Below are 24,767 nucleotides of genomic sequence, written 5' to 3'. Positions count from 1 at the left end.
AAAACCTAACGACCTGGATGGCAACGAGAAACCATTCAGCCCGATACCGCCGCGCGGCGCCGGCCCGGCCCGCGCTTTACCGTCACAAGATCGTGAACACAGGAGATGACGTTTCCGGCGGCACCCGGCGCCGGCCCTTGAACCGAAAAGGGCCGCCTCGCGGCGGCCCTTTCCATGTCCTGACGTTCAGGCTCAGCTCATTCCCCGGCGGGAGCCGGACCCTCCACCAAAGGCTGGCCCTCGGTCTGCTCGTCGCGGGTGGCGACGATGAGGTCGTCGCGGCTGTTGGCGATGGAGCGCAGCTTGTTCATCTGCGCGCCGGTGCCGGCCGGGATCAGGCGGCCGACGATGACGTTCTCCTTGAGGCCCTCCAGCGGGTCCACCTTGCCGTTGACGGCGGCCTCGGTGAGCACGCGGGTGGTCTCCTGGAAGGAGGCCGCGGAGAAGAAGGAGCGGGTCTGCAGCGAGGCCTTGGTGATGCCGAGCAGCACCGGATGGCCGGTCGCCGGCTTCTTGGCCTCTTCCGCCGCCTTCTCGTTCGCCTCGATGAACTCGAGGCGGTCCACCTGCTCGCCGTCGAGGAAGTCGGTCTCGCCGGCGTCGTCGATCTCGATCTTCTGCAGCATGTTCCGGACGATCACCTCAATGTGCTTGTCATTGATGTTCACGCCCTGGAGCCGGTAGACCTCCTGGATCTCGTTGACGAGGAAGGCCGCGAGCTCCTCCACGCCCTTGATGGCCAGGATGTCGTGCGGCGCCGGGTTGCCGTCGACGATGAAGTCGCCCTTCTCCACCACGTCACCGTCCTGGAGATGGATGTGCTTGCCCTTCGGGATCAGGTACTCCACCGGATCGCCGCCGTCCGTCGGCTCGATGGAGAGCCGGCGCTTGTTCTTGTAGTCGCGGCCGAAGCGGATGGTGCCCGAGATCTCGGCGATGATCGCCGCGTCCTTCGGGCGCCGGGCCTCGAACAGCTCCGCCACGCGCGGCAGGCCGCCCGTGATGTCGCGGGTCTTGGCGCTCTCCATGGGCACGCGGGCCACCGCGTCGCCGGCCTTGATGTGCTGGTTCGGGTCGGCGGAGATGATGGCCTCCACCGGCAGCGCATAGCGGGCGTCGCCGCCGCGCGGCAGCTTGATGACCTTGCCGTCCTTGCCCTTGATCAGGATGGCGGGGCGCAGCTCCGGACCGCGGCCGGAGCGCGAATCCGTCACCACGCGCTTGGCGATGCCGGTCGATTCGTCGACCTGCTCGTTCATCGAGGAGCCTTCCACCAGGTCCTCGAAGGCCACCGTTCCGTCCACCTCGGAGAGGATGGGACGGGTGTAGGGGTCCCACTCGGCGATGCGCTGGCCGCGCTTGATGGTGTCGCCCTCGTCCACCTTGAGGCGGGCGCCGTACTGGATGCGGTTCACCGCCCGCTCGGTGCCGTCATGGTCGACGATCACCACCGCGAGGTTGCGGGCCATCACCACGAGGTCGCCATCCGAGTTCCGCGCCACGTTGCGGTTGCGGATCTTGATGGTGCCCTCGAAGTTGCTCTCCACGAACGACGAGTCGGCGAGGGTCGCCGCGCCGCCGATGTGGAAGGTGCGCATGGTGAGCTGGGTGCCCGGCTCGCCGATGGACTGGGCGGCGATGACGCCCACCGCCTCGCCCATGTTCACGGGCGTGCCGCGGGCGAGGTCGCGCCCGTAGCAGGTGCCGCACACGCCGTTGCGGGTCTCGCAGGTCAGCACCGAGCGGATCCGGATCTCCTGGATTCCGCTCTTGGTGATGCGCTCGATGTGCGGCTCCTCGATCATGGTGCCCTTCGGCACGATGACGTTGCCGGTCGCCGGCTCCACCACGTCGTCGACCGCGGTGCGGCCGAGCACGCGCGAGGCGAGCGAGGCCACCACCTGGCCGGCGTCGACGATGGCGCGCATGGCGATGCCGTTCTGCGAGCCGCAATCACGCTCGGTGATGATCGAATCCTGCGCCACGTCCACGAGACGGCGGGTGAGGTAGCCCGAGTTCGCGGTCTTCAGAGCGGTGTCGGCGAGGCCCTTGCGGGCGCCGTGGGTGGAGTTGAAGTACTCCATCACGGTCAGGCCTTCCTTGAAGTTCGAGATGATCGGGCTCTCGATGATCTCGCCGGACGGCTTCGCCATCAGCCCGCGCATGCCCGCGAGCTGCTTCATCTGCGCCGGCGACCCACGGGCGCCGGAGTGGCTCATCATGTAGATCGAGTTGATCTGCTTCTCGCGGCCGGTCTTCGGATCCTTCTTCACCGCCGAGATTTCCTTCATCATCTCGTCGGCGATGCGGTCCGTGCACTTGCCCCAGGCGTCGACCACCTTGTTGTACTTCTCGCCCTGGGTGATCAAGCCGTCATTGTACTGCTGCTCGTATTCCTTGGTGAGCGCGCGGGTCTCCTCCACGAGGTCCCACTTCTTCTTCGGCACGACCATGTCGTCCTTGCCGAAGGAGATGCCCGCCTTGAAGGCGTTGTAGAAGCCGAGCGACATGATGCGGTCGCAGAAGATGACCGATTCCTTCTGCCCGCAATGGCGGTAGACGGTGTCGATCATGTTGGAGATTTCCTTCTTCGTCATCAGCTTGTTGACGACGTCGTAGGGAACCTTCGGATGCTTCGGCAGAAGCTCGCCGATCTTCATGCGGCCGGGCGTGGTCTCGTAGATCTTCGAGTAGGTCTTGCCGTCCGCGTCGACACCCACGTAGCGGCCGCGGATCTTGGTGGCGAGCGTGATCGACTTGGCGTTCAGCGCGTGGTCGATCTCGCTCATGGTGGCGAACATCATGCCCTCGCCGGGCTCGTGCTCCCGCATGATGGAGAGGTAATAGAGCCCGAGCACGATGTCCTGCGACGGCACGATGATCGGCTGGCCGTTCGCCGGGTGCAGGATGTTGTTGGTGGACATCATCAGCACGCGCGCCTCAAGCTGGGCCTCCAGCGAGAGCGGGACGTGCACGGCCATCTGGTCGCCGTCGAAGTCGGCGTTGAAGGCCGAGCACACCAGCGGGTGCAGCTGGATCGCCTTGCCCTCGATCAGAACCGGCTCGAACGCCTGGATGCCGAGGCGGTGGAGCGTCGGCGCGCGGTTCAGCATCACCGGGTGCTCGCGGATCACCTCGTCGAGGATGTCCCACACCTCGGGACGCTCCTTCTCCACCAGCTTCTTCGCCTGCTTGACGGTGGCCGAGTGGCCCTTGGCGTCGAGGCGCGAATAGATGAAGGGCTTGAACAGCTCCAGCGCCATCTTCTTGGGCAGGCCGCACTGGTGCAGCTTCAGCTCCGGGCCCACCACGATCACCGAGCGGCCGGAATAGTCCACGCGCTTGCCGAGCAGGTTCTGGCGGAACCGGCCCTGCTTGCCCTTCAGCATGTCGGCGAGCGACTTGAGGGGCCGCTTGTTGGCGCCGGTGATGACGCGGCCGCGGCGGCCGTTGTCGAACAGCGCGTCCACCGCCTCCTGAAGCATGCGCTTCTCGTTGCGGATGATGATGTCCGGCGCGCGCAGCTCGATCAGCCGCTTGAGGCGGTTGTTGCGGTTGATGACGCGGCGGTAGAGGTCGTTCAGGTCCGAGGTCGCGAACCGGCCGCCGTCCAGGGGAACGAGCGGGCGCAGGTCCGGCGGGATCACCGGGATGTGGGTGAGGATCATCCACTCCGGCTTGTTGCCGGACTGCTGGAACGCCTCGACGATCTTCAGGCGCTTGGCGAGCTTCTTGGGCTTCAGCTCGGTGGTGGCCTCGGCGATCTCCACGCGCAGGTCGGCGGCGATCTTGTCGAGGTCCATGGAGCGCAGCAGCTCGCGGATGGCCTCGGCGCCGATCATGGCGGTGAACGAGTCCTCGCCGTACTCGTCCTGGGCGCGCAGATAGTCGTCCTCGGACAGGAGCTGGCGATACTTGAGCGGGGTCAGGCCCGGCTCAAGAACCACGAAATACTCGAAGTAAAGGATGCGCTCGAGGTCCTTGAGCGTCATGTCGAGCAGCAGGCCGATGCGCGAGGGCAGCGACTTCAGGAACCAGATGTGCGCCACCGGGGCGGCGAGCTCGATATGGCCCATGCGCTCGCGGCGCACGCGCGAGAGGGTGACCTCGACGCCGCACTTCTCGCAGATGATGCCCTTGTACTTCATGCGCTTGTACTTGCCGCACAAGCACTCGTAGTCCTTGATGGGCCCGAAGATGCGCGCGCAGAACAGGCCGTCGCGCTCGGGCTTGAAGGTGCGGTAGTTGATGGTCTCGGGCTTCTTGATCTCGCCGTAGGACCAGGACTGGATCTTCTCCGGGCTGGCGATCGAGATGCGGATCTGGTTGAAGCTCGGCGCCGGAACGGTCGGGTTGAAGACGTTCAGGACTTCCTGATTCATAAGCTGGCTCCCAAACGAAGTGGGCCTTGTCTCGAAATGCCCGGCCGGCCGAAGCGCCGGTCGGGCTCACCGCTCGGGGAGCGGAAGGACGGGGCGAGGCCCGTCAGGTGTTTTCCAGGTCGACGTTGAGGCCGAGCGAGCGCATTTCCTTCACGAGCACGTTGAAGCTCTCCGGAATGCCGCTCTCGAACGTGTCCTCGCCGCGCACGATGGCCTCGTAGACCTTGGTGCGGCCGGCGACGTCGTCCGACTTCACGGTCAGCATCTCCTGCAGCGTGTAGGCGGCGCCATAGGCCTCCAGCGCCCACACCTCCATCTCGCCGAAGCGCTGGCCGCCGAACTGCGCCTTGCCGCCCAGCGGCTGCTGGGTGACGAGCGAGTAGGGGCCGATGGAGCGGGCATGGATCTTGTCGTCGACCAGGTGGTGCAACTTGAGCATGTAGATATAGCCCACAGTCACCTTTCGGTCGAACGGCTCGCCGGTGCGCCCGTCGAACAGGGTGGACTGGCCGGACCGGTCGAGGCCCGCCCGCTCCAGCTCGTGCTCGATGTCGGCCTCGTGCGCCCCGTCGAACACCGGGGTCGCCATGGGCACGCCCTTGCGCAGGTTCTCGCCCAGCTCGGGCAGCTCGGCGTCCTTGAGCTGGCTGATCTCCGGCTTGCCGTAGACGGTCTCCAGCGCCGAGCGCAGGGGCTTCAGGTCCTGCTTGGCGTAATAGGCGTCCACCGCCTGCGCCACCTGCCGGCCGAGGCCCGCGCAGGCCCAGCCCAGATGGGTCTCCAGGATCTGGCCCACATTCATGCGCGAGGGCACGCCGAGCGGGTTCAGCACGATGTCCACATTGGTGCCGTCCTCGAGGAACGGCATATCCTCCACCGGCACGATACGCGAGACCACGCCCTTGTTGCCGTGGCGGCCGGCCATCTTGTCGCCGGGCTGGATCTTGCGCTTCACCGCCACGAAGACCTTGACCATCTTCATGACGCCGGGTGGCAGCTCGTCGCCGCGCTGCAGCTTCTCGACCTTGTCGAGGAAGCGCTGCTCGAGGCGCTTCTTCGATTCGTCGTACTGGGCGCGGATGGCCTCGATCTCGGCCATCAGGGCATCGTCCGCCACCGCGAACAGCCACCACTGCGAGCGCGGATACTCGCCGAGGATGTCGCGCGTGACCTTGGTGTCCTTCTTGAAGCCCTTCGGGCCGGCGATGGCGGCCTTGCCGTCCAAAAGCTCGGTCAGGCGGCCGTAGACGTTGCGGTCCAGGATCGCCTGCTCGTCGTCGCGGTCCTTGGCGAGGCGCTCGATCTCCTCGCGTTCGATGGCGAGCGCGCGCTCGTCCTTGTCGACGCCGTGGCGATTGAATACGCGCACCTCGACCACCGTGCCCTGCACGCCCGGCGGCAGGCGCAGGGAGGTGTCGCGCACGTCGGCGGCCTTCTCGCCGAAGATGGCGCGCAGCAGCTTCTCTTCCGGCGTCATCGGGCTCTCGCCCTTGGGGGTGATCTTGCCCACCAGGATGTCGCCGGCGCGCACCTCGGCGCCGATATAGACGATGCCCGCCTCGTCGAGGTTCTTCAGCGCCTCTTCCGAGACGTTCGGAATGTCGCGCGTGATCTCCTCCGGCCCGAGCTTGGTGTCGCGGGCCATGGCCTCGAATTCCTCGATGTGGATCGAGGTGAACACGTCCTCCTTGACGATGTTCTCCGAGAGCAGGATCGAGTCCTCGAAGTTGTAGCCGTTCCACGGCATGAAGGCGACCAGCACGTTGCGGCCGAGCGCCAGCTCGCCGAGCTCGGTCGACGGGCCGTCGGCGATGATGTCGCCCTTCTTCACCTGGTCGCCCACGCGCACCAGCGGACGCTGGTTGATGCAGGTGGACTGGTTGGAGCGCTGGAACTTCATCAGCCGGTAGATGTCGACGCCGGACTTGGACGGGTCGGCCTCTTCCGTGGCGCGGATGACGATACGGGTGGCGTCCACCTGGTCGATCACGCCGGTGCGGCGGGCGGCGATGGCGGCGCCCGAGTCACGGGCGACCACGGCCTCCATGCCGGTGCCGACGAGCGGCGCCTGCGAGCGCACCAGCGGCACCGCCTGGCGCTGCATGTTGGAGCCCATGAGCGCGCGGTTGGCGTCGTCGTTCTCCAGGAACGGGATCAGCGCCGCGGCCACCGAGACCAACTGCTTCGGCGAGACGTCCATGAAGTCCACGCGGTCGGGCGTGACGAGGAGCACGTCGCCGGCATGGCGGCAGACGATCAGGTCCTCCTCGAAGCGGCCTTCCTTGTCGAGCGGGATGTTGGCCTGCGCGACGTAGTACTTGCCCTCCTCCATGGCGGAGAGATAGGCGACCTCGTCGGTCACCTTGCCGTCCACCACCTTGCGGTAGGGGGTCTCGATGAAGCCGTACTTGTTCACGCGGGCGAAGGTGGCCAGCGAGTTGATGAGGCCGATGTTCGGGCCTTCCGGCGTCTCGATCGGGCAGATGCGGCCGTAGTGCGTCGGGTGCACGTCGCGCACCTCGAAGCCGGCACGCTCGCGCGTCAGGCCGCCCGGGCCGAGCGCCGAGAGACGCCGCTTGTGCGTGATCTCGGAGAGCGGGTTGGTCTGGTCCATGAACTGCGAGAGCTGGGACGAGCCGAAGAACTCGCGCACCGCCGCCGCCACCGGCTTGGCGTTGATCAGGTCCTGCGGCATCACGGTGTCGATGTCCACCGAGGACATGCGCTCCTTGATGGCGCGCTCCATGCGCAGCAGGCCGACGCGGTACTGGTTCTCCATGAGCTCGCCCACCGAGCGGACGCGGCGGTTGCCCAGGTGGTCGATGTCGTCGATCTCGCCCTTGCCGTCGCGCAGCTCCACCAGCGTCTTGATGACGGCGAGGATGTCCTCGCGGCGCAGCACCCGCACGGTGTCGGGGCAGTCGAGGTCGAGGCGCATGTTCATCTTCACGCGGCCGACCGCGGAGAGGTCGTAGCGCTCGGGATCGAAGAACAGCGAGTGGAACATGGCCTGGGCGCTGTCGAGCGTCGGCGGCTCGCCCGGGCGCATCACGCGGTAGATGTCGAACAGCGCGTCCTCGCGCGTCACGTTCTTGTCGGCGGCGAGCGTGTTGCGGATGTAGGCGCCGGTGTTGACGTGGTCGATGTCGAGCACCGGGATCTCGTTGTACCCGGCCTCCTCCAGCGTCTTCAGCAGCTTCTCGGTGATCTCGTCGCCGGCCTCGGCGTGGATCTCGCCGGTGGCGGTGTCCACGAGGTCCTCGGCGATGTACTGGCCGACCATCTCCTCGTCGGAGATCTTGAGCGCCTTGAGGCCCTTCTCGGCCAGCTGGCGGGCGGCGCGCACGGTCAGCTTCTTGCCGGCCTCGACGACGATCTCGCCGGTGTCGGCGTCGACCATGTCGGAGACCGCCTTGTAGCCCTTCATGCGCTTGGGATCGAACGGCATGCGCCAGCCGTCCTTCGCGCGCGAGAAGGCGATCTTCTCGTAGAAGGTGTCGAGGATCTCCTCGCTGTCGAGGCCGAGCGCGTAGAGCAGGCTCGTCACCGGCACCTTGCGGCGGCGGTCGATGCGCGCATAGACGATGTCCTTGGCGTCGAACTCGATGTCGAGCCAGGAGCCGCGATAGGGGATGATGCGCGCCGCGAACAGGAGCTTGCCCGAGGAATGGGTCTTGCCCTTGTCGTGGTCGAAGAACACGCCCGGCGAGCGGTGCATCTGCGAGACGATGACGCGCTCGGTGCCGTTGACGATGAAGGTGCCGTTCATGGTCATGAGCGGGATGTCGCCGGTGTAGACGTCCTGCTCCTTGATGTCCTTGACGGACTTGGCGCCGGTGTCCGGGTCCACATCGAACACGATGAGGCGCAGCGTCACCTTCAGCGGGGCGGCGAAGGTCATGCCGCGCTGGCGGCACTCGTCCACGTCGTACTTCGGCGGCTCGAACTCGTAGCGCACGAATTCGAGCATGGCGGCGCCGGAGAAGTCCGAGATCGGGAAGACCGACTTGAACACGGCCTGGAGGCCGTCGTCGTCGCGTCCGCCCTTGGGCTCCTCGATCTGGAGGAACTGGTCGTAGGACGCCTTCTGAACCTCGATGAGGTTCGGCATCTCTGCCACTTCCTTGATCTTGCCGAAGAACTTGCGGATCCGCTTACGACCGGTGAACGTTTGCGCCATCTCGATCCTCGTCCGTCCTGGTCCTCTCGGGCCGGCTCCCTTGTGCCTCATGAGAGAGGCGGGCTCGCCGCGCCGGCTCCGGAACCTTCATCTGCCATCCGTGCCGCGAAGGGTTGAGGGCGAAGCGCCATCCCCTTCCAGCACCATGACGGCTCTCCCGGAAGCCGCTGAGGCCTTGGCCTCGTCCGGCTGCCGGGAGAACCGTCTCACCCGCGCCGCCGCGCCTTCCGGCCGGCGGAAAGGGCCCCGGCCGAAGCCGGGACCCAAAAGCTCACTTGAGCTCGACCTTGGCGCCAGCCTTCTCGAGCTGGGCCTTGAGCTTCTCGGCCTCGTCCTTGGCCACGCCTTCCTTGACGGGCTTCGGAGCGCCCTCGACCAGGTCCTTGGCCTCCTTGAGGCCGAGGCCGGTGATGGCGCGCACTTCCTTGATGACCTCGATCTTCTTGTCGCCGGCGGCGGCAAGCATCACGGTGAACTCGGTCTGCTCCTCGGCGGCCGGCGCGGCGGCGCCGGCGGCCGGAGCGGCGGCAACGGCCACGGCGGCGGCGGCGGAGACGCCCCACTTCTCCTCGAGGAGCTTCGCCAGCTCGGCGGCCTCAAGAACGGTCAGGGAGCTGAGCTCGTCGACGAGCTTGGTCAGGTCAGCCATTTTCGTTTGTCCTTAAGATAGGTTCGAATTTGAGATTTGCGAGATCGGGCCGCGCGATGCGCGGCCGCTGCCTCACGCCGCTTCGTCCTGCTTGGCATACGCCCCGAACACACGCGCGAGCTTGGCAGCCGGCGCGGTGGTGAGCTGAGCGATCTTGGTCGCCGGGGCCTGGATGAGGCCGACGAGCTTCGCGCGCAGTTCATCGAGGGACGGCATGGTGGCGAGCGCCTTCACACCGTCCGCGTTCAGGGGCGTGGTGCCCATCGCACCGCCGAGGATCACGAACTTGTCGTTGGTCTTGGCGAAGTCGACGGCCACCTTCGGCGCCGCCACCGGATCGCTGGAATAGGCGATCAGGGTGGGTCCCTTCAGAAGGGACGCCACATGGGCGACGTCGGAGCCTTCCAGAGCGATCTTGGCGAGGCGGTTCTTGGCCACCTTCACGGTCGCACCCTGGGCCTTCATCTGCCGGCGAAGCGCCTGCATCTGGGCCACGGTGAGGCCGGAATAGTGGGCCACCACGACGACGGACGTGTTCTTGAACACGTCCGAAAGCGTCGTGACGAGCTCTTGCTTTTCCGCTCGATCCACGTCTGGCTCTCTTTAAGCCTGTGGCGGCATCATCAGGGCGATGCCGCCGGTTGCGCCTTGCCGCTTCCGCGGCCGGGTTGCCTGTGGCGGGAGCTTCCTCCCGCTTGAAGCATGCCGGCCGCCTTCAGCGACGCTCACATGCCCTGTCCCCTCGGCCCCTGGCCGGACGAACGTCCGGAGCGGAACGCAAGGCGCTGGTTCGAACCGATCTTCCACACCTCCACCAAGGCGGAGGCGCACAAAAATTCCGGTCTTCCCCGTCTATGCGGGCTCCCCAGGGTCCGCCTCGGGCGAGGCGGGTGGCGAGAATTAAGCCTTGGCAAATCGCCGCGGCGCCTGCAGTCTCGGACAGGACTTTCGCCTGCTTCAGCGCCGCCCGCCGACCGGAAACGATCGACACCACAAGCGCTTGACAGACGATAAGGCCGGGCGGGCGAACCCTCCCAGCCCTTCCGCCCGGTCAAAGGCGGAAGCTCAAAATCCAAAATCCCACCCGGCCGGAGCCGCGCGGGAAACAGCCCATATAAAGGCTCGCGCGCCGCTTGTCACGACCCGCGGCGCATTTTTTGCTTGACCTTCGACCGTTTTCGCACATCCGCCGCGCGGCGCGGCTGCTTCGATCCAGGCGCAGCAACGAAAAAGGAGGCTGCCGGCTGGGCAGCCTCCTCCTTCAGCGGAACACGCCGCGCCGGTATCAGCCGGCGGTGAGCACGGTCGCGGGCTCGATCTTGAGGCCCGGGCCCATGGTGGACGACACCGCCACGCGCTGGACATAGGTGCCCTTGGCGCCGGCGGGCTTGGCCTTCACCACCGCGTCCACGAAGGCGCGGATGTTCTCGGCCAGCTTGTCGGCCGGGAACGAGGCCTTGCCGACGCCGCCATGGATGATGCCGGCCTTCTCGACGCGGAACTCCACCGCGCCGCCCTTGGCGGCGGCGACGGCGCCCTTCACGTCCATGGTCACGGTGCCGACCTTCGGGTTCGGCATCAGGCCGCGCGGGCCGAGCACCTTGCCGAGGCGGCCGACCAGCGGCATCAGGTCCGGGGTGGCGATGCAGCGATCGAACTCGATCTTGCCGCCCTGGATGGTCTCCAGCAGGTCCTCGGCGCCGACGATGTCGGCACCCGCCGCCTTGGCCTCGTCGGCCTTGGCGCCACGGGCGAACACCGCCACGCGCACGGTGCGGCCGGAGCCGTTCGGCAGGTTGCACACGCCGCGCACCATCTGGTCCGCGTGGCGCGGGTCGACGCCGAGATTGAGCGCCACCTCGATGGTCTCGTCGAACTTGGCGGTCGCCCGCTCCTTCAGGAGCGTCAGCGCCTCGTCGAGGCCGTAGAGCTTGGTGCGGTCGATGCCCTCGTGGGCGGCGCGGATGCGCTTGCCTTCCTTCGCCATGACGCTCACCCCTGAACCTGGAGGCCCATGGAGCGGGCCGAGCCTTCGATCATCTGGACGGCGGCCTCAACGGTCTCGCAGTTCAGATCCTTCATCTTCTTCTCGGCGATCTCCGCGAGCTGGGCGCGCGTGACCTTGCCGACGAAGGAGCCCTTGCCGGGCGTCTTCGAGCCGGAGCCGGGCTTCTTCTTCGTCTCGAGGCCGGCGGCCTTCTTGAGGAAGTAGGAGACCGGCGGGGTCTTCAGCTCGAAGGTGAAGGAACGGTCCTGGTAGGCCGTGATCACCACCGGGATCGGCATGCCCTTCTCGAGCTGCGCGGTCTGGGCGTTGAACGCCTTGCAGAATTCCATGATGTTCAGGCCGCGCTGGCCGAGCGCGGGGCCGATCGGCGGGGCCGGATTGGCGCTGCCGGCGGGCACCTGCAGCTTGACGTAGCCTGCGATTTTCTTCGCCATGGAAGAACTCCCCGGCGTCCCGGCTGCCGGCCGGAAACGCCAAAGCACGCCGCCGCGACGGCTGATCGCGGTTCGGCGCTGTCCGAGGATCGCGGTAGCGGCGCGTTCACTCCGGCTGGCGAACCGGACACGCCTCCCGCGTATGGTGCGCCGGCAAGCGGCGCGGGCGATCCGATACAGGAAATCCCCCGGCGAGGGAAGCCCCGCCCTGCGGCCGCTACCGGGCCGCGGCGGCGAGGCGGGCGTCGATCCAGGCCGCGACGATGTCCACCACCTCGCCCTCGATGCCGAGGTAGCCGTGCGGCGAGAGCGAGCCGCAGGCCTTGCCGGCGCGCCCGCCCGACACCTCCGTCACCGTCACGGACGGCGCGCCGGTGAGGGCGGCGGCGATCCTCGGCGCCTGGTCGGGCGGGGAGACCGGGCAGGCGTCGTCGCCGTTGGCGACGATCAGGACCGGCACCCGCACCGCGGCGAGATCCACGTCGAAGACGCTCTCGCGGCTGCCGCCGCGGATGGAGACCGCCTCGGTGAGCACCAGCCCCGCCACCGTCCCCGGCGGCGCCCCCGCCGCCCCATTGGCGGCGGCGATGGCGCCCTGGCTGGTGCCGGCGAGGAAGACCGGCGCGCCGGTCTCCTTCCCCGCATAGGCGGCGAGCGCCCGCACCAGATCGCCATAGGCCGGCGTGCCGCGCCGGCCGCGCAGGTCGCGGGTGCCGGCCGCGTCCGGGATCAGCACCGCGAAACCCGCCCTTGCAAAGCGCGCGCGCGTGCGCACGAGGAAGTTGGCGCCGTGCGCCAGGCGGCCGTCGGGAAGGATGCCCACATCGCCGGCGCCGCCGGGCAGCATCACCAGCACGGCGCGCGGTGCTCGGGGGGCGACCAGCAGCACCCTTTGGGCGTGGCCGGCGAGGGACAGATCGGCGACGCGGCTCTCGATCGCGGCGGGCGGCACGGCGCCGGGGTCGGCCCGCGCCGCCGACGCCGCCGCGAACGCCAGCACCAGTGCGGCGGCCAGCGCCCTGCGAGAGGCCCGGTCCGGACGGTGCCCCCCTGACCCGGCGCAAGGCACGCCGGCGCGGGCGGCGATAATGTGACACCGGTCGCGCTCCCCGGCCCCGTCGGGGCGCGTGCCGTTCCTGTAGGGTGCCATGGAGGGTGCCATGGAGGGTGCCATGAGGGGTGTCATGAGGGGTGTCATGAAGGAGGATGCCATGAAGGACCTGCCTCTTTCCGAAGTCTACCAATTGATCGAGCCCGGCCCGGTGGTGCTGCTCGCCACCGCGCAGGGCGGACGCGCCAACGTGATGACCATGTCCTGGCACATGATGGTGGAATTCACCCCGCCGCTGATCGCCTGCATCGTCTCCACCGGCGACTTCAGCCACAAGGCGCTGAAGGCGACGCGGGACTGCGTCATCGCCATCCCGCCGGCGGAGCTGGCCGAGACGGTGGTGGGGATCGGCAACGTCTCCGGCCGCGACCACGACAAGTTCGCGCAGTTCGGCCTCACCGCGAAGCCCGCCGCGCAGGTGGGCGCGCCGCTGATCGACGAATGCTTCGCCAATCTCGAATGCCGGGTCGCCGACACGCGGCTCGTCAACCGCTTCAATCTGTTCGTGCTGGAGGTGGTGAAGGCCTGGCACCGGCCCGCGCGCACCCCGCCGCGCACGCTGCACCATCGCGGCTACGGCACCTTCGCCGTCGACGGCGAGATCGTGCGCCTGCCTTCGCGCATGCCGTGAGCGTGGACAGGACGCCCGGATCGCCCGGCCGTGATCGGCCGACCCTACCGCGCCAGTTCCTTCAGGCCGAGGCGGATCAGCGTCTCGGTGGTGGCGCCCTCCCCGGCCGCGCGGGCAGCGGCGGCCACGGCGGCGCCGGCCTGGGCCGGGGCGTAGCCGAGATTGACCAGCGCGGAGACCGCATCCGAGGCCGGGCCGCCCTTGGCCGCGCGCGCCGGCGCGCCGCCGAGGTCGGACAGCTCCACCGCTCCGGCCGAGAGGCCGCCCATCTTGTCCTTCAGCTCGGTGACGATGCGGGTGGCGACCCGCGGCCCCACCCCCGGCGCGCGGGCGACCGCCGCCTTGTCGCCGAGGGCGATGGCCTCGGCGAGATCGGATGCCGAGAGGGTCGAGAGGATCGCGAGCGCGATCTTGGTGCCGATGCCCTGCACGCTCTGGAGCAGGCGGAACCAGTCGCGCTCCGCCTCGCGGGCGAAGCCGAACAGGCGGATCTGGTCCTCGCGCACATGGGTCTCGATGAGCAGGCTCGCCGCGCCCCCCGGCGACGGCAGGCCGTCGCGGGTCTTCTGCGAGCAGTGGACCAGGTAGCCGACCCCGTTCACGTCGAGGATCACATGGTCCTCGCCGTAGGAATCCACCACGCCTTTCAGCTTGCCGATCATGGAGGCCTCCGCCGCGCCGTCAGCCCAGCACGGCCAGAAAGAAGATGAAGGTGGCGAGCACGCCGAGGCCGGTGCGCACCATGTGGAGCTGGCCCCAGTTGGACAGCAGCCGGCGGCAGTCGGGATCGTCCGCCTGCGCCGCCATGAGCCGCTGCTCGGTGGGCGCGATGCCGATGAAGGTATAGGGCCAGTTGGCCAGCATCAGCACGCCGCCGGCGAGGAAATGCCAGTCGCCGGTCGCGAGGAAGGCGGCCATGCCGAAGGCGAAGGCCGCGACCACGATCACCGCCTGCATGGCGAAGCCGCGCCGGTCGGCCGGCCGGAACTGGGCGAGCGCGCTCGCCTCGGTCAGCGCCAGGCGCGCGGGCTGCTCGACCACGTTGACGTAGAGCGCCGCGCCCGTGAAGGCGGCCGCCGCCACCAGCGCCAGTAGCCCGAAGATCATGTCCGCTCCCCCGCCCGCGGCGGCGCGCCTATCGCACCAGCCGCGCCAGCGCCGCCGCGCCGCGATGGTGCGCGTGGGTGATGGCGACCGCAAGGGCGTCGGCGGCGTCCTCGGTCTCAGGCTGCGCCCTGGGCAGCAGCACCGAGATCATCATCCGCACCTGCCCCTTCTCGGCCCGGCCGGCGCCGACCACGCTCTTCTTCACCAGGGTCGGCGCATATTCCGCCACCGGCAGCCCGCCTTGGGCCGGGGCGAGCAGCACCACCCCGCGCGCCTGGCCGAGCTTCAGCGTGGAGGCGGGATTCATGTTGACGAAGGTCTCCTCCACCGCCGCCTCGTCGGGCGAGAAGCGGCCGAGCACCTCCGTCAGGCCCCGGTGAAGCGCGGCGAGGCGGGCGCCCATGGGCGCGTCCTCGGGCGGCAGGATGGTGCCGCAGCCGAGGAAGGAGAGCCTTGTGCCCTCGGCCTCGATCACGCCCCAGCCGGTGCGGCGCAGGCCGGGATCGAGGCCGATGATGCGAATCAGGTGCGAAGCCATGAGCGAAGGCTGCCCCGGCGGCGCGCGCGAGGAAAGCGGCGCGGACGGCGGGCGCGGGAAATCGGGACCGGGCCGGCGCCAAGGCCGCGCGCGGCCGCAGCGAGAATACCCTCTCCCCGGCGGGGAGAGGGAAGGGTGAGGGGAACGCCATCCGTCGGAAGACCGGCGCATCCCGGCGGCCGACCCCCTCACCCTGCCCTCTCCCTCGGGGAGAGGGTTCTGCGGCGGGGCAAAAGGAGGGGGATCGAATCGAAAGGTCCCCCGGCCGGGATCGGCCCGCTTGTCCTCAGAGCGCCCGCGACGGCGGGGTGGTGGATTGGCGGGCCACCGTGCTCGACCCGCTCTCCATGCCCCAGTCGGGCTTGAGGTCGACGAAGTTGGCGGACGGATCGAGCGGCATGGGCGTGAAGCTCTCCGCCGCCTGCCGGGCGCGGGCCAGGGCCTGGGGATCGGCGCGGGCGATCAGGCTGTCGCGCTTGGTGGCGCTGTCGGCGTCGCCCTGGCTCGCGGCGAGCGCGAACCACTTCCACGCCTCCGCGAGGTCGGCGGTGCCGGCGAGGCCGCGGGCATAGATCACGCCGAGATTGTACTGGCTGTCCGCCTGGCCCATCTCCGCGCTCTTGCGGAACCACTCGATGGCGCGCGTCCAGTCGGGCTTGCCGTCGATCCCTTGGGAGTAGACCACGCCCAGATTGTGCATGGCGCGCACATTGCCCTGGCCGGCGGCCCATTCGTAGAAGCGCCGCGCCTCGCCGAGGTTGCGCGAGACGTTGTCATAGAGGCTGCCCAGCCGGTAGGCGGCGGGCGCCGAGCCGGCCGAGACCGCGTAAGCGAGCCACTTCTCGGCCGCCTTGGGATCGGCGCCGGTGCCGATGCCGTCGGCGTAGCGCACGCCCACCGCATAGGCCGCCGCCACGTCGCCGGCGCGCGCGGCGGCCTGGAGCGCGGCCGGGCCGACCGGCGCCGGCAGGTCCCGCACCGGGCTGAACAGCAGGCCGGAGACCTGCGTCTTGACGCCGTCCACGGCCGCGCCGAGCCCCGGCACGAGGCTGGACACCGCCTGGAGCGCGAGCCCCGCCCCCGAGATCAGAATGAGTAGGGCCGCGGCCGCCACCAGGACCTTGAGGGTGGCGCGACGGCGCCGCTCCCGGCGCTGCGTGCTCGACAGGCGCTCCTTGCGCGCCCGATCCCGGCGCAGGCGGCGCTCGGCGCCGCCGATGCTCCAGTCCACCCGGCGCTCGGCCTGCGGGCCAGGCATATCGAGATCATCCTGCGGCATGGCACGGGCGCGCGGCTCCACCGCCGGATCGATGCGCACGCGGCGCGGCCGCTCTCCCTGGGGCTCGGCGGCCCCGTCCTGGGCCCGCGCCTCATGGGCTCTGGCCTCATGGGCTCTGGCCTCCTGCGCTCTCGTCTCCTGCGTTCTTGCCTCATCCTGCGCCCGCGCCTCCTCACGCGCGCGGGCCCTGGCCTCGGCGGCGGCCGGATCGGCGGCGCCCTTGCGGGCCTGGCGCGGGGCGTCGGAGGGCTTCGCGCGCGGCTGGCGCGGGGCCGGCTCCTCCTGGACCACCGCCTCCTCGACGCCACCCGCACCGGCGGTCCACAGGCCGTCGTCGTGCGCGGCGCGGCCGAGAGGCGCACGGTCCCCGGCATCGGCGTCGAAGGCGTCGGCGATGCGGCGCTCCATCTCCTCCTGGCGCGCCTCCAGCACCGCGAGGCCGCGCTTGATGCCGAGCACGGCCGGGCCGTCGGCATTCTCGGAAATCTTGAGCGCCACCGCCTCGGCGGCCTCGGCCGCGGCCTCGGTGGCGGCGGCGCGCACGCGCTCCATCTCGCCGGCGACGCGGGCGACCGCCTCCTCGATCTTGTCCAGCTGGCCGAGGCGCGCCTGGGCGTCGCGCACCCGCTCGGTGAGCGTGGAGAGGTGGTTCTCCATCGCCTCGGTCAGCGGCGCCACGGCGATCTTGTCCACGTTGCCGCCGGCACGCTCCATGCGCGTCAGCAGGGCGCCAAGCCGGGCCGACATGTCGGCGGTGGCCGCCGGGGACAGGGCGGACACCTGGGCGGCGACGCGGTCGAGGCGGGCATTGATGGCGCCGACCTCGGCGCTGACGCCGCGGCGCAGCTCCTCGGCATTGGCGTGGCCGCCGAGGATGTAGCTGGCCTCGAACTGGCCGACCTTGTTCATGAGCGCCTCGGCCGACAGCTCGAACTTGGCCGTCGCCTCGCCCATGCGGCGGGCGAGATCCTCGGAGCTGCGCATCATCTTGTCGGCGCAGGCGGCGATGCGCTCGGCCATGTCCTGGAGCCCGCCCGGCGCCAGAGCGCGCTGGGCCAGCGACTTCATCTCGTCGGTCTGGCGCTGGAGGCGGACGATCTCCACCGGGTCGAGCTGCTTGGAGGCGACCGCGTCGAGCTTGCGCGAGAGCGCGTCGACCCCGGCGGCGAGCGCCTGGAAGCGCTCGGGCGCGTGCAGGGCGTCGAGGGCGGCCCTGAGCTTGCCGAGCTCCTCGCCGATGGCGAGGCTCTCCTTGGTGCGCGCCGAGTCGCCGGCGACCCGCATCTCCTCGAAGCGGCGGTTCAGAAGCGAGATCGCCCGGTCCATCTCCAGGACCGCCCGGCGCGGCGCCGCCTGGGCGAGCCGCTCGCGCAGCGCATCCATGTCGGTGCGCATGGCGTCCACCGAGGAGGGCCGCTCCCGCTCCAGATCCCAGGCGGGCGTATCCGGGTCGAACTCGTCGCCCAGCTCCCGGCTCAGGTCCCGGTAAATGGCCGAGCGGATGGCCGTATCTGCCCGCGCCGCACGCGCAACGCGCTCCATACCCGCCTCCTCGTGGCGAAAGGAAACCGCTTACGCAGGACCCTTTTACCATCGCCGCATTGCGGTGATTCGTCCAACCGAGCATCCGGCCAACATGGTAAACGAGGTGTTAACTCCTCGAATTCCTGGACGTGTAACCGTTACTTTCCCTAAGAGGAGGTCGCATTTCTCCCGGCGGACGCGCGGCGCGGCTAAACCAATGTCTGATCGAGCATGGGTTGATCGCCCCATTCGACTGCGGGAAAGCCAACATGACCATCGAGACTTCGATCCACGACACGGCGGGCGCCCACGAGCTGCCGGCCGCCCAGGTTCTGCGCGCCCGTCCGCTGGACGCCGAGCGCCTCCACACCATCGGCGAGCTCTCGCGCGATTTCGGCACCACGCTGCGCGCGCTGCGCTTCTACGAGGACAAGGGCCTGCTGAACCCGAAGCGCGACGGCACCCGCCGCCTCTACAGCGACGCCGACCGCAACCGCCTCGCTCTGATCCTCAAGGGCAAGCGCCTCGGCTTCACGCTGAGCGAGCTCCTGACCCTGGTCGGCGCCAAGGACGGCAAGGACCGGGCGAGCCTCGCCCTGACCCGCGACCGCTGCGTGAACCAGATCACCATCCTGGAGCGCCAGCGCGGCGAGATCGAGGAGGCCATCGGCGAGCTCAAGGGCATGCTGCACGAACTCTCGATCTCCTGAGGAGACCGGTCTCGGGGCGCCGGATCGCGGCGCCCCCGGCCCTGAGCGTGCATCCGGTGCGCGCCTACTCCGCGCTCATCGCCTACTCCGCGCTCATCTTGGCGACCAGCGCCTCGGACAGCTCGAAATTGGCGACCACGTTCTGGACGTCGTCATTGTCCTCGAGGGTCTCGACCAGGCGCAGCAGCTTCTCGCCGGTCTCGTCGTCCACCGCGACGGTATTCTGCGGCCGCCACGCCAGAGCGGCCTTGCGCGGCTCGCCGAAGCGGGCTTCCAGCGCCTTCTGCACCTCGGCGAGGCTCTCGGCCGCGCACACCACCTCGTGGCCGTGCTCGGACGAGGTGACGTCGTCGGCGCCGGCCTCGATGGCGGCCTCCATCATGTCGTCGGCGGAGGCGGCCTTGGCGTCGAACTCCACCACGCCCACGCGGTCGAACATGAACGACACGGCGCCGGTCTCGGCGAGGTTGCCGCCGGACTTGGTGAAGTAGGAGCGCACCTCGGAGGCGGTGCGGTTGCGGTTGTCGGTGAGCGCCTCGACGATCACGGCGACGCCGCCGGGACCGTAGCCCTCGTAGCGGATCTCCTCGTAATTCTCCGTGTCGGCGCCCGCGGCCTTCTTGATCGCGCGCTCGATGTTGTCCTTGGGCATGTTCTCGGCGCGGGCGGCGAGGATGGCGGCGCGCAGGCGCGCGTTCATGCCGGGGTCGGGCAGGCCCATCTTGGCCGAGACCGTGATCTCGCGCGCCAGCTTCGAGAACAGCTTGGAGCGCACCGCGTCCTGCCGCCCCTTGCGGTGCATGATGTTCTTGAATTGCGAATGTCCGGCCATGGCCGCCACCGTCCCTTGGTCGGTCCCGCGCCCTAGGGAGGGACTGCCCGGACCGATCCCGTTGAGTTGATCGGGCCTTATAGGCGGGCGGCGCGGCCAAGGGCAAGGTCGCGCGCAGCGGCCCCCGCGCTGGGACCGCCGCCGGCCGCCGGTCACGTTCCATTTACCTCCTTACCGCCAAAATCGCCGCCGCCGCAAAAATGCCGGAGGCCGCATGCCGCTGGCCTCTTTTCCTTCGGCGCGCGCTCGGCTAAGTCGAAGCGGGGTCGCGCGTCAGGCAACGTCACCCTCGGCGGTCCGCGACGGGACCTCCAGCCGGCCGGCGCGCGAGGGATGGGCAACGGCAATCGTCCGGGCCGCGGCATGGCCTCATGCCGCGATGCTTCGGACGCAGGAAAGCCGCTTCCTCCGGGAGCGCACGCTAGAAGAGGCCGGAATGTCGCCGATCACGTTCAAGTCCTGCATCCTTGCCGTGCTGCTCCAGGCCGGCGTCCTCGCCTTCTCCCCCGCAGCTTTCGCCCAGGCGCCCGGCCGCGGCGCCGGTGCCGTGATGGACATCGGCGACCAGCCCGGCATGATCGCCACCGAGGACGACGAAGCCCAGCTCGAGCCGGCGTTCCGGCGCCAGCCGGTCTATTTCCGCACCACCGAGAAGCCCGGCACCATCGTCATCCACACCAACGAGCGGTTCCTCTACCTGGTGCAGGGCGACAACCGCGCCATGCGCTACGGGATCGGCGTCGGCCGCGACGGCTTCCAGTGGTCCGGCCTCAAGGAAATCGTCCGCAAGGCCGAATGGCCGGACTGGACGCCGCCGCCGGAGATGATCCAGCGCCAGCCCTATCTGCCGCGCTTCATGGCCGGCGGCCCGGGCAACCCCATGGGGGCCCGCGCGCTCTATATCGGCGGCACGGTCTACCGCATCCACGGCACCAACCAGCCCCAGACCATCGGCTACGCCGTGTCGTCGGGCTGCTTCCGCCTCGTCAACAGCGACATCATCGATCTCTACGGGCGCGTGCCCGTGGGCACGAAGGTTGTGGTGCGCCAGCAGGCCACCCTCTGAGGGCGGCCTCGCGGCACCTGTCACAAGCTCCAACACCAATCGCCACGGGGGCATCCATGAAGACCATCCTGGCCCTCCTGGCGGGCGCCGCAATCGCGCTCGTCGGGACCAATGCGAACGCGCAGCAGACCCTGAAGAGCGTCAAGGACCGCGGCGAGCTGGCCTGCGGCGTCTCCAAGGGCCTGCCGGGCTTCTCCGCGCCCGACGCCTCCGGCCGCTGGTCCGGCTTCGACGTGGACCTGTGCCGCGCGGTGGCCGCGGCGGTCCTGGGCGACGCGAACAAGGTGAAGTTCGTGCCGCTCAACGCCGAGGAGCGCTTCCCGGCGCTGCAGAAGGGCGAGGTCGACCTGCTGTCGCGCAACTCAACCTGGACGCTGGAGCGCGAGGCCAAGCTCGGCCTGCTGTTCGCCGGCATCTCCTACTATGACGGCCAGGGCTTCCTGGTGCCGAACGCGCGCAAGCTGACCTCCTCGCTGGAGCTCGACAATTCCAAGGTCTGCATCCAGGCCGGCACCACCGCCGCCGCCGCGACCGAGGACTATTTCAAGACCAACAACATGAAGCTCGAGCTGATCTCGGTGCCGAACTCGGCCGACATGGTGAAGGCCTATGACGAGGGCAAGTGCGACACCCTCACCACCGACGTGTCGCAGCTCTACGCCCTGCGCCTCAACATGAAGAAGCCGGGCGACCACATCGTGCTGCCGGACGTCATCTCCAAGGAGCCGCTCGGCCCGGTGGTGCGCCAGGGCGACGACCAGTGGTTCAACGTCGTCAAGTGGTCGCTCTACGCCATGCTGAACGCCGAGGAGCTGGGCGTGACCACCGCCAATCTCGATGCCGCGCTCCAGTCCCAGAAGCCGGACGTCAAGCGCCTGCTCGGCCTCGAGGGCAAGCTGGGCGAGGAGCTGGGCCTCTCCAACGACTTCGCCGCCCGCATCGTCAAGGCGGTGGGAAATTACGGCGAGAGCTTCGAGCGCAACGTGGGCGCCTCCTCCAAGCTCGGCATCCCGCGCGGGGTGAACCAGCTCTGGAGCATGGGCGGCATCCAGTACGCCCCGCCGATGCGCTGACCGCCGCCGGCCCGGCCGGCACCGCCGCTCCCTGAAAATGGCGCCGCTCGCAGGCATGTGAGCGGCGCTTTTCCGTTGCGGCATCTAGTTTCCCTCCAGTCAGATCAAGGTGCGCCAAGCGCCCGGAGGAACCATGCCCAGCTTCTCCCGCCGTACCCTTCTCGCCGGCTCCGCCGCCCTCGCCGGACTTGGAGCCGCAGGCCTCGGGGCCGCCGGCCTCCCGGCGCCCGCGCATGCCCAGACACCCACCCCGGCGCCCGCCGCCGGCAAGCAGGTGCCGAGCGCCTACCGCTACAAGGTGGGCGACGTGGAGATCACCGCCGTCGCCGACGGCATGCGCACCTTCCCCCTGCCCGCCGGCTTCGTGCGCAACCAGCCGCCGGAGACGGTGAAGGCGGCGCTGAAGGCGGCGTTCCTCGACGAGGCGCAGCTCTCCATTCCCTTCAACGTGCTGCTGCTGAACATCGGCGGCCGCCAGGTGCTGATCGATACCGGCAATGGCGGCGAGCCCGGCGCGGTGGGCCAGCTGCGCGGCACGCTCGGCACGCTCGGCGTGAAGCCCGAGGCGATCGACCAGATCGTCATCTCCCACTTCCACGGCGACCACATCAACGGCCTGGTGCTGCCGGACGGCACGCCCGCCTTCCCCAAGGCGCAGGTGATGGTGCCCGAGGCGGAATGGGCGTTCTGGATGGACGAGGGCCAGATGAGCCGCGCGCCGGACGCCATGAAGCCCTCGTTCCAGAACGTGCGGCGGGTGTTCAAGCCCTTCGAGGGCAAGGTGGAGCGCTACGCCTGGGACAAGGAGGTGGCGCCCGGCCTCAAGGCGATGGGCACGCCCGGCCACACGCCGGGCCACACCTCGTTCGCGCTCGAATCCAATTTCGAGGAGATGTTCATCCAGTCGGACCTCACCAACATCGCCGCGCTGTTCGTGGCGAACCCGTCCTGGCAGGTGCAGTTCGACATGGACGGGGCGAAGGCGGCCGAGGTGCGCAAGGCGACGCTGGACCGCATCGCCGCCGACCGCACGAAGATCGCCGGCTACCACTTTCCGTTCCCGGCGGTGGCGCACCTGGAGAAGGCCGGCGACGGCTTCCGCTACGTGCCGGTGCTGTGGAACCCGTCGGCGCTTTAGAGCACGCGCCGATCGGCTGGCAACGCAAGCTGATCGGATGACGCGTTCTCTATCATTGAATTGACGGGCGATCCGAGGTCGGGCCTTCTAGGCCGAACGCCGGGCCGAAGGCGCAAGGGCGCGCTCCCCTCGCCCCGTCATGGCCGGCCTTGCGCCGGGCATCCACGCCGTGCCGCCGGCACGGCTCCTACCGTCGCGCGAACAGCTTCTCCACGTCCTTCAGCGACAGCGTGACGAAGGTAGGGCGGCCGTGGTTGCACTCCCCGGCGTTCGGGGTCGCCTCCATCTCGCGCAGCAGCGCGTTCATCTCCTCCACCTTGAGCCGCCGCCCCGCCCGCACCGAGCCGTGGCACGCCATGGTGGCGGCGACGTTGAGCAGGCGCCGCTCCAGCGGCAGGGCGTCGTCCCACTCGCCCGCATGCTCGGCGAGGTCGCGCACCAGCCGCGCCGCGTCGCACTCGCCCAGCAAGGCCGGCACCGCCCGCACCAGCACCGCGCCCGGCCCGAACGGCTCGATGTCGAGCCCGAGGGCGGAAAGCTCGGATGCCCGCTCCAGCAGCAGGCCTGCCTCGGCGGCGTCCAGCTCCACCACGGCCGGGATCAGGAGCCCCTGCCGGGCGACGCCGTCGCGGTCGAGCGCGGCCTTCAGGCGCTCATAGACGAGACGCTCGTGGGCCGCGTGCTGGTCCACCAGCACCAGGCCCTCGCGGGTCTGGGCGAGGATGTAGGTCTCGTGCAGTTGCGCCCGCGCGGCTCCGAGCGGCCGGTCGAGATCGGCCGCCTCCGGCTCCGCCGCATGGGCCCGCGCGTCGGCCGAGGGCAGGACGAGCGGCGCGGCCGAACCTGCGTCGGCGAACGGAGCCTGCGCACGCTCCGCCGCGGCGTCACTTAAGGGCAGAGCCGGCGACGCGCGCCAGTCATAGCCGCCCGCGGGCCGCGCCTGCGGCGCCGCATAGGCGGCCTGCCGCGCCTCGCCGAAGCCCGCCCGCGCGGCGGGAGCGGCATGGGGCTCCGGCCGCGCCAGCGCCACCAGGCGCTCGGCGATGGTGGCGGCGGTGCGCGGCGCGCGCGCGGCGAGCGCATCCTTGAGGGTCCGCACGATCAGCGCCCGCACGTTGCCGCCGTCGCGGAAGCGCACCTCGGTCTTGGCGGGGTGCACGTTCACGTCCACCTCGCGCGGATCGAGGCTGAAGAACAGCGCCAGCACCGGATGCCGGTCCGAAGGCAGGAGATCGGCATAGGCCGCCCGCACCGCGCCCATGAGCAGCTTGTCGCGCACCGGGCGGCCATTCACGAACAGGAACTGGCTCAGCGAATTGGCCTTGGAGAAGGTGGGCAGGCCGGCGAGGCCCTCCAGGAGCACGCCTTCCCGCGTCCCCGCGACCGGGATCACGTTCGCCCCCGCCTCCGCCCCCAGCACGTCGGCGATGCGCGCGGCGCGCCCGTCCGCATCGGCGGCGCGGGCAGGGAAGGTGACGGGCGGACGGTCCTCCACCACCAAAGTGAAGGCGACGTCCGACCGCGCCAGAGCGAGCCGGCGCACCACGTCGGCGGCGGCCGCCGCCTCCGCCCGATCGGACTTCAGGAACTTGAGCCGCGCCGGCGTGGCGTAGAACAGGTCGCGCACCTCCACCCGCGTGCCCTCGGCCAGCGCCGCCGGGCGCGGCGGGCTCACCACGCCGCCCTCGACCCGGATCTCGAACGCGCTGTCGGCGCCCCTCGGGCGGCTGGTGATGGAGAGCCGGGCCACCGCGCCGATGGAGGGCAGCGCCTCGCCCCTGAAGCCCAGGGTGGAGATGGCGAGCAGGTCCTCGCCGTCGAGCTTCGAGGTGGCGTGGCGCTCCACCGCCAGAGCGAGGTCGTCCGGCCCCATGCCCATGCCGTCGTCGGCGACCCGCACCAGGCGGCGCCCGCCGCCGTCGATCACCACCTCGACGGCGCGCGCGCCGGCGTCGAGCGCGTTCTCGGTCAGCTCCTTCACCACGGCGGCCGGCCGCTCCACCACCTCGCCGGCGGCGATGCGGTCGATGAGCACGGGCGGCAGGCGGCGGATCGGCATCGGGCGGCGACTCAGCGGACGAGGATCGCCGATGATAGCGTCCCGG

General features: G+C 69.7%; 18 protein-coding genes. 5 read left to right on the top strand and 13 right to left on the bottom strand.

The window, feature by feature from the left end; genetic code table 11:
- Positions 1-197 precede the first annotated feature (197 nt).
- From rpoC to V5F67_RS04535, 7 genes are all read right to left on the bottom strand, one after another.
- Positions 198-4,382 (bottom strand): DNA-directed RNA polymerase subunit beta', encoded by a 4,185-nt coding sequence (gene rpoC, locus V5F67_RS04565; protein WP_394018756.1) that lies wholly within the window; start codon positions 4,380-4,382, stop codon positions 198-200.
- Positions 4,383-4,485: 103 nt separating this feature from the next.
- Positions 4,486-8,562 carry a DNA-directed RNA polymerase subunit beta gene (rpoB, locus tag V5F67_RS04560; RefSeq protein WP_394018758.1) on the bottom strand — a complete coding sequence of 1,359 codons (4,077 nt, stop codon included), beginning with the start codon at positions 8,560-8,562 and terminating at the stop codon, positions 4,486-4,488.
- 271 nt (positions 8,563-8,833) lie between these two features.
- Entirely contained in the window at positions 8,834-9,211 is a 378-nt protein-coding gene (gene rplL, locus V5F67_RS04555; RefSeq protein WP_394018760.1) for a 50S ribosomal protein L7/L12, read from the bottom strand.
- 72 nt (positions 9,212-9,283) lie between these two features.
- Positions 9,284-9,802, bottom strand: coding sequence for a 50S ribosomal protein L10 (gene rplJ / locus V5F67_RS04550; RefSeq protein WP_121623025.1), 519 nt, complete (start codon positions 9,800-9,802; stop codon positions 9,284-9,286).
- 694 nt (positions 9,803-10,496) lie between these two features.
- Positions 10,497-11,198 (bottom strand): 50S ribosomal protein L1, encoded by a 702-nt coding sequence (rplA, locus tag V5F67_RS04545; RefSeq protein WP_394018762.1) that lies wholly within the window; start codon positions 11,196-11,198, stop codon positions 10,497-10,499.
- 5 nt (positions 11,199-11,203) lie between these two features.
- Entirely contained in the window at positions 11,204-11,653 is a 450-nt protein-coding gene (rplK, locus tag V5F67_RS04540) for a 50S ribosomal protein L11 (protein ID WP_394018764.1), read from the bottom strand.
- 217 nt (positions 11,654-11,870) lie between these two features.
- Complete coding sequence (locus tag V5F67_RS04535) at positions 11,871-12,653, bottom strand: alpha/beta fold hydrolase (protein WP_394018766.1); 783 nt, start codon at positions 12,651-12,653, stop codon at positions 11,871-11,873.
- A gap of 211 nt (positions 12,654-12,864) precedes the next feature.
- Between V5F67_RS04535 and V5F67_RS04530 the strand changes: the two genes are divergently transcribed.
- Entirely contained in the window at positions 12,865-13,395 is a 531-nt protein-coding gene (locus V5F67_RS04530; protein ID WP_394018768.1) for a flavin reductase family protein, read from the top strand.
- Between the two features lie 44 nt (positions 13,396-13,439).
- Here the strand turns inward: V5F67_RS04530 and ruvA are convergent, their stop codons facing one another.
- From ruvA to V5F67_RS04510, 4 genes are all read right to left on the bottom strand, one after another.
- Positions 13,440-14,057: a Holliday junction branch migration protein RuvA gene (gene ruvA / locus V5F67_RS04525; RefSeq protein WP_394018770.1), complete on the bottom strand. Its 618-nt coding sequence runs from the start codon at positions 14,055-14,057 to the stop codon at positions 13,440-13,442.
- 19 nt (positions 14,058-14,076) lie between these two features.
- Complete coding sequence (locus tag V5F67_RS04520; protein WP_394018772.1) at positions 14,077-14,502, bottom strand: anthrone oxygenase family protein; 426 nt, start codon at positions 14,500-14,502, stop codon at positions 14,077-14,079.
- 28 nt (positions 14,503-14,530) lie between these two features.
- Entirely contained in the window at positions 14,531-15,040 is a 510-nt protein-coding gene (gene ruvC / locus V5F67_RS04515) for a crossover junction endodeoxyribonuclease RuvC (RefSeq protein WP_394018774.1), read from the bottom strand.
- 286 nt (positions 15,041-15,326) lie between these two features.
- Positions 15,327-17,861: a hypothetical protein gene (locus V5F67_RS04510; protein ID WP_394018776.1), complete on the bottom strand. Its 2,535-nt coding sequence runs from the start codon at positions 17,859-17,861 to the stop codon at positions 15,327-15,329.
- Between the two features lie 251 nt (positions 17,862-18,112).
- On the opposite strand from V5F67_RS04510, the gene V5F67_RS04505 reads away from it, so the two are divergent.
- Positions 18,113-18,553: a MerR family transcriptional regulator gene (locus V5F67_RS04505; RefSeq protein WP_394018778.1), complete on the top strand. Its 441-nt coding sequence runs from the start codon at positions 18,113-18,115 to the stop codon at positions 18,551-18,553.
- Between the two features lie 82 nt (positions 18,554-18,635).
- Here the strand turns inward: V5F67_RS04505 and V5F67_RS04500 are convergent, their stop codons facing one another.
- Positions 18,636-19,385: a YebC/PmpR family DNA-binding transcriptional regulator gene (locus V5F67_RS04500; RefSeq protein ID WP_394018780.1), complete on the bottom strand. Its 750-nt coding sequence runs from the start codon at positions 19,383-19,385 to the stop codon at positions 18,636-18,638.
- A gap of 436 nt (positions 19,386-19,821) precedes the next feature.
- Here V5F67_RS04500 and V5F67_RS04495 point away from each other — a divergent pair, with 436 nt between their 5' ends.
- The 3 genes from V5F67_RS04495 to V5F67_RS04485 all read left to right on the top strand — a co-directional run bounded on the left by V5F67_RS04495 (position 19,822) and on the right by V5F67_RS04485 (position 22,662).
- Positions 19,822-20,451 (top strand): L,D-transpeptidase, encoded by a 630-nt coding sequence (locus tag V5F67_RS04495; RefSeq protein ID WP_394018782.1) that lies wholly within the window; start codon positions 19,822-19,824, stop codon positions 20,449-20,451.
- Between the two features lie 56 nt (positions 20,452-20,507).
- Positions 20,508-21,524, top strand: coding sequence for an amino acid ABC transporter substrate-binding protein (locus V5F67_RS04490; RefSeq protein ID WP_394018784.1), 1,017 nt, complete (start codon positions 20,508-20,510; stop codon positions 21,522-21,524).
- Positions 21,525-21,657: 133 nt separating this feature from the next.
- Positions 21,658-22,662, top strand: a complete 1,005-nt coding sequence (locus tag V5F67_RS04485) for an MBL fold metallo-hydrolase (protein ID WP_394018786.1) — start codon at positions 21,658-21,660, stop codon at positions 22,660-22,662.
- A 187-nt stretch (positions 22,663-22,849) separates the two neighbouring features.
- Here the strand turns inward: V5F67_RS04485 and mutL are convergent, their stop codons facing one another.
- Positions 22,850-24,721: a DNA mismatch repair endonuclease MutL gene (mutL, locus tag V5F67_RS04480; RefSeq protein ID WP_394018788.1), complete on the bottom strand. Its 1,872-nt coding sequence runs from the start codon at positions 24,719-24,721 to the stop codon at positions 22,850-22,852.
- Positions 24,722-24,767 lie beyond the last annotated feature (46 nt).

The sequence above is a fragment of the Xanthobacter pseudotagetidis genome (assembly GCF_043194795.2).
Lineage (GTDB): Bacteria > Pseudomonadota > Alphaproteobacteria > Rhizobiales > Xanthobacteraceae > Xanthobacter > Xanthobacter tagetidis_A.
Note: the sequence above shows the minus strand (reverse complement) of the source record. Positions and strands in the feature narration are given on the sequence as shown.

What these genes read in the sequence shown, in the direction of transcription:
- rpoC (WP_394018756.1), bottom strand. Translation starts at nt 4,382, where the DNA reads ATGAATCAGGAAGTCCTGAACGTCTTCAACCCGACCGTTCCGGCGCCG.
- rplA (WP_394018762.1), bottom strand. Translation starts at nt 11,198, where the DNA reads ATGGCGAAGGAAGGCAAGCGCATCCGCGCCGCCCACGAGGGCATCGAC.
- V5F67_RS04500 (WP_394018780.1), bottom strand. Translation starts at nt 19,385, where the DNA reads ATGGCCGGACATTCGCAATTCAAGAACATCATGCACCGCAAGGGGCGG.
- V5F67_RS04490 (WP_394018784.1), top strand. Translation starts at nt 20,508, where the DNA reads ATGAAGACCATCCTGGCCCTCCTGGCGGGCGCCGCAATCGCGCTCGTC.
- V5F67_RS04510 (WP_394018776.1), bottom strand. Translation starts at nt 17,861, where the DNA reads ATGGAGCGCGTTGCGCGTGCGGCGCGGGCAGATACGGCCATCCGCTCG.
- ruvA (WP_394018770.1), bottom strand. Translation starts at nt 14,057, where the DNA reads ATGATCGGCAAGCTGAAAGGCGTGGTGGATTCCTACGGCGAGGACCAT.
- V5F67_RS04485 (WP_394018786.1), top strand. Translation starts at nt 21,658, where the DNA reads ATGCCCAGCTTCTCCCGCCGTACCCTTCTCGCCGGCTCCGCCGCCCTC.
- V5F67_RS04505 (WP_394018778.1), top strand. Translation starts at nt 18,113, where the DNA reads ATGACCATCGAGACTTCGATCCACGACACGGCGGGCGCCCACGAGCTG.
- V5F67_RS04530 (WP_394018768.1), top strand. Translation starts at nt 12,865, where the DNA reads ATGAAGGACCTGCCTCTTTCCGAAGTCTACCAATTGATCGAGCCCGGC.
- V5F67_RS04520 (WP_394018772.1), bottom strand. Translation starts at nt 14,502, where the DNA reads ATGATCTTCGGGCTACTGGCGCTGGTGGCGGCGGCCGCCTTCACGGGC.
- rpoB (WP_394018758.1), bottom strand. Translation starts at nt 8,562, where the DNA reads ATGGCGCAAACGTTCACCGGTCGTAAGCGGATCCGCAAGTTCTTCGGC.
- ruvC (WP_394018774.1), bottom strand. Translation starts at nt 15,040, where the DNA reads ATGGCTTCGCACCTGATTCGCATCATCGGCCTCGATCCCGGCCTGCGC.
- V5F67_RS04495 (WP_394018782.1), top strand. Translation starts at nt 19,822, where the DNA reads ATGTCGCCGATCACGTTCAAGTCCTGCATCCTTGCCGTGCTGCTCCAG.
- mutL (WP_394018788.1), bottom strand. Translation starts at nt 24,721, where the DNA reads ATGCCGATCCGCCGCCTGCCGCCCGTGCTCATCGACCGCATCGCCGCC.
- rplK (WP_394018764.1), bottom strand. Translation starts at nt 11,653, where the DNA reads ATGGCGAAGAAAATCGCAGGCTACGTCAAGCTGCAGGTGCCCGCCGGC.
- rplL (WP_394018760.1), bottom strand. Translation starts at nt 9,211, where the DNA reads ATGGCTGACCTGACCAAGCTCGTCGACGAGCTCAGCTCCCTGACCGTT.